Annotated in this window: 1 pseudogene; it reads right to left on the bottom strand. The window is 60.4% G+C overall.

Features of this window, described 5'->3' with window-relative positions:
- Nucleotides 1-590 (bottom strand): annotated as a pseudogene (locus ACTRWB_RS38110) (transposase); the annotation flags it as partial.
- Between the last annotated feature and the right edge of the window lie 51 nt (nt 591-641).

Here is a 641-nt window from a genome sequence, read left to right on the forward strand (position 1 = left end):
CGCCAGACCTGCTGCCTTCAGGAGCGCGGCCACCGGATGGCGCTGCCTCAGCTCATGCACTATTTGCGCTTTTTCTTTGGCGCTGCCGCCTTCTTGGATTGCAGCAGCGCATCGAGTTTTTTTAGGTACGCCACCTCCGCGCGCAGATACTCGATCTCCTTGAGCAAGTCCTCGCGGGGCCGCTCGTCCGGCGTGGGTTCTTCACTGGCAGATTGGGGCGGCAGAGATTCGTGCATGTTCCTGGGACGCCCGCGCGGACGGGGCGCCAAAGCGGCTAGACCGCCGTCATGATACAGGCGCTCCCATCTCCCGATGCTCCCCGGGCTGCGGATGTCGAAGACGGCTGCCACCTGCCTGTACGACAACTCTGCCCGCCACATATGGAGCAGCACCGAGAGCTTGAACTGTGCATCGTACTGACTTGTCTTCCTGCGCAATCCGGCATCGCCGTGCACACGGTAGGCCGCGATCCATCGGCGTATCGCCGATCGGTCAATACCGTGACGCTTCGCCAGTCGGATCGAGCCAAGCCCCTCGGCCAGATGCTCTTGGACAATTTGTCGTCGAAGCTCATCGCTGTACTTCGTCATGAAAAACACCCCAAAGGTCGGATCAAAATCCAACTTTTGGGGTGCAGTTCA

The organism is Burkholderia sp. YIM B11467 (genome assembly GCF_052952715.1).